Source organism: Bradyrhizobium sp. PRIMUS42 (genome assembly GCF_023006515.1).
Taxonomy (GTDB): Bacteria; Pseudomonadota; Alphaproteobacteria; order Rhizobiales; family Xanthobacteraceae; genus Bradyrhizobium.
The window spans coordinates 1-3,062 of the sequence record NZ_JALBGZ010000726.1; the positions used below are offsets into that span (position 1 = coordinate 1).

Sequence of the window (3,062 nt, forward strand, 5' to 3'; positions counted from 1 at the left end):
GCCGTCATCGCCGCGTTGCGCGATCAGGTCCCTGCACTCGGCGCCGACCGCTACATGGCCGGCGATCTCGCCAAGGCGGCTGCGCTGATCGAAGCCGACGCGTTGCCGGCGATCGCGATCGCCGCGCTTCCATCCGATCCGTTTCCGAGACTTGATTGAGAGGTCCGCATGAACCGTCGACTGGACAATGACCGCACCATCCGCGCCCCCCGCGGCAGCGACATCAGCGCCAAGAGCTGGCTGACCGAGGCGCCGTTGCGCATGCTGATGAACAACCTCGATCCTGACGTCGCGGAGCGCCCCAGCGAGCTCGTCGTCTATGGCGGCATCGGACGCGCTGCACGCGACTGGGAGAGCTTCGACCGGATCGTTGCGGCCTTGCGCAAGCTCGAAGGTGACCAGACGCTGCTGGTCCAGTCCGGCAAGCCGGTCGGCGTGTTCCGCACCCATGCCGATGCCCCGCGCGTGCTGATCGCGAACTCCAACATCGTGCCGCATTGGGCGACGCTCGATCATTTCAACGAGCTCGATCGCAAGGGCCTGATGATGTACGGCCAGATGACGGCGGGTTCCTGGATCTATATCGGCAGCCAGGGCATCGTGCAGGGCACCTACGAGACCTTCGTCGAAGTCGGTCGTCGCCATTATGGCGGCAGCCTCGCCGGCAGATGGATCCTCACCGCAGGTCTCGGCGGCATGGGCGGTGCGCAGCCGCTGGCCGCGACCATGGCCGGCGCGTCGATGCTCGCCGTCGAATGCCAGCCGAGCCGCATCGAGATGCGGCTGCGTACCGGCTATCTCGATCGACAGGCCGCAACGCTCGACGAAGCGCTGGCGATCATGGCGGACGCCACGAAGACGAAGCGGGCGATTTCGGTCGGCCTGCTCGGCAACGCCGCGGAGGTTTTTCCCGAGCTGGTGCGCCGTGGCGTCAAGCCCGACGTCGTCACCGACCAGACCAGCGCGCACGATCCGGTCAACGGATACTTGCCGAAGGGTTGGACGCTCGCCGAGTGGGAAGCCAAGCGCGGCTCCGATCCGAAGGCGGTCGAGCGCGCCTCGAAGACCTCGATGGTCGAGCACGTCCACGCCATGCTGGACTTCCACGCACAGGGCATTCCGACGCTCGACTACGGCAACAACATCCGCCAGATGGCGCAGGACATGGGCCTGAAGAATGCCTTCGATTTCCCCGGCTTCGTTCCCGCCTATATCCGCCCTCTGTTCTGCCGCGGCGTCGGGCCGTTCCGCTGGGCCGCGCTGTCGGGCGATCCCGAGGACATCTTCAAGACCGACGCCAAGGTCATGGAGCTGATGCCCAATGACAAGCATCTGCACAACTGGCTCGACATGGCGAAGGCGCGCATCAAATTCCAGGGGCTGCCGGCGCGGATCTGCTGGGTCGGCCTCGGCGATCGCCATCGCCTCGGCCTTGCCTTCAACGAGATGGTGGCGCGCGGCGAATTGAAGGCGCCAATCGTGATCGGCCGCGATCATCTCGACAGCGGCTCGGTGGCGAGCCCCAACCGCGAGACCGAGGCGATGAAGGACGGATCGGACGCGGTGTCCGACTGGCCGCTGCTGAACGCGCTGCTCAATTGTGCGAGCGGTGCGACCTGGGTGTCGCTGCATCACGGCGGCGGCGTCGGCATCGGCTATTCCCAGCACGCCGGCATGGTGATCGTCGCCGACGGCACGCCGGAAGCCGCCAAGCGGATCGAGCGCGTGCTCTGGAACGATCCCGCCACCGGCGTCATGCGCCATGCCGACGCGGGCTATGAGGCCGCGATCGACTGCGCCCGTGACAAGGGGCTCGATCTGCCGAGCCTTGCGAAGTAGCGCGTTGGACGTTTCGAGCACGATGACTCTTGTGGAGGCCAAACCTAGCCGCGGGCTCGATTAATCTCTCCCGCTTGCGGGGGAGGTCGGCGCGGAGCGCCGGGTGGGGGCTCGTGCAGCATTGGGAGTGTTCAGTGCGGAGACACGCCCACCCCAGCCCTCCCCCGCAAGCGGGAGAGGGAGCGCACCTTCAGCGTGGTAGGGCTCGACCACCTATTCACGCGCCAGCAGCTTCGGCATCGTCGTCTTCGCGCCGTCCATAAAAGTCTGGACGGCGTCGCGGACGATGGCGTCGAGATCGGGCGGGATCGGCGTCTCGTAGATGAATTTTCGGATGGCCAGATAGAAGATGCGGCCGTGCAGGCCCCAGAACAGCTCGGTCTCGCGTTCACTCAATGAGTGAGCCTTAGCGTCGGGCAGCTTCAGCTCGTGGCGCAGCTCGGCGGCCGCGGGCTCGATGATCTCGCGCCTGACGATGTCGAGATAGCGGCTGGTGATGCCGAACGACTTCATGCCGGAGAACACGAAGATCCGTACCCAATTGTACTCGAACACGCGTTCGACATAGTCGAGATAGAAGCGCGTCAGCCTCGCTTCGAGTGACAACGAACGATCGCGGATCATCGGCCCCCAATCGGGCGACCAGCGGCTGAGATAGACCTCCTGGTAGACCCGCTCGATCAGCGCCTCCTTGCTCGGGAAGTGGCGATAGATCGCCGAATGCGTGATGCCCATGCGCTTGGCGAGCTCGCGGGTCTGGCCCTCGAAGCCGCGCTCGGCGAAGAAGCGGATCGCCTCGTCCACGATCGCGCGCTCGCGGTCGGCCGCGCGCATGTTGCGGCGCTTTGGCGCAGACTTGCTGCCTGTCTCGGTCCGCTTCCGGATCGGTCGCTTCGCCGTTCTCTGCGCTTTTCGGGCCATTTCGTCGCTGAATCAACGTATCGCTGCCTTCATAGCCCAAGGTGCATTTGTGACCAAATGGTCATTTCCTGTTGACCGCCCCCGGGAGGCGTGTCAGGATTTTGAGACCAGATGGTTACAAATCTGGCGTCCCGGCTGATGAGCCGATGGATATCGAGGAAACGGCAGTGAAGGCGCGGGCTTTCAGCTATTTTCGGGCTGCGACGATTGACCAGGCGCTGGACGCTCATGCGCGCGCCGCGGACGATGCGCGTTTCATCGCCGGCGGCCAGAGCCTGGTGCCGGCGCTGTCGCTGCGACTG

Annotated in this window: 2 protein-coding genes and 2 pseudogenes; 3 read left to right on the plus strand and 1 reads right to left on the minus strand. The window is 65.2% G+C overall.

Annotation, left to right across the window (positions count from 1 at the left end):
- A pseudogene (locus MOV75_RS32580) lies at positions 1-159 on the plus strand (histidine ammonia-lyase); the annotation flags it as partial.
- Positions 160-168: 9 nt separating this feature from the next.
- Positions 169-1,839: a urocanate hydratase gene (hutU, locus tag MOV75_RS32585; RefSeq protein WP_246931439.1), complete on the plus strand. Its 1,671-nt coding sequence runs from the start codon at positions 169-171 to the stop codon at positions 1,837-1,839.
- Positions 1,840-2,052: 213 nt separating this feature from the next.
- Here the strand turns inward: hutU and MOV75_RS32590 are convergent, their stop codons facing one another.
- Positions 2,053-2,673, minus strand: a complete 621-nt coding sequence (locus MOV75_RS32590; RefSeq protein WP_246931440.1) for a TetR/AcrR family transcriptional regulator — start codon at positions 2,671-2,673, stop codon at positions 2,053-2,055.
- Between the two features lie 254 nt (positions 2,674-2,927).
- On the opposite strand from MOV75_RS32590, the pseudogene MOV75_RS32595 reads away from it, so the two are divergent.
- Positions 2,928-3,062: pseudogene (locus MOV75_RS32595) on the plus strand (FAD binding domain-containing protein); the annotation flags it as partial.

Excerpts from the sequence above, each read along its gene's own strand:
- hutU (WP_246931439.1), top strand. The coding sequence starts at position 169 with ATGAACCGTCGACTGGACAATGACCGCACCATCCGCGCCCCCCGCGGC.
- MOV75_RS32590 (WP_246931440.1), bottom strand. The coding sequence starts at position 2,673 with ATGCGCGCGGCCGACCGCGAGCGCGCGATCGTGGACGAGGCGATCCGC.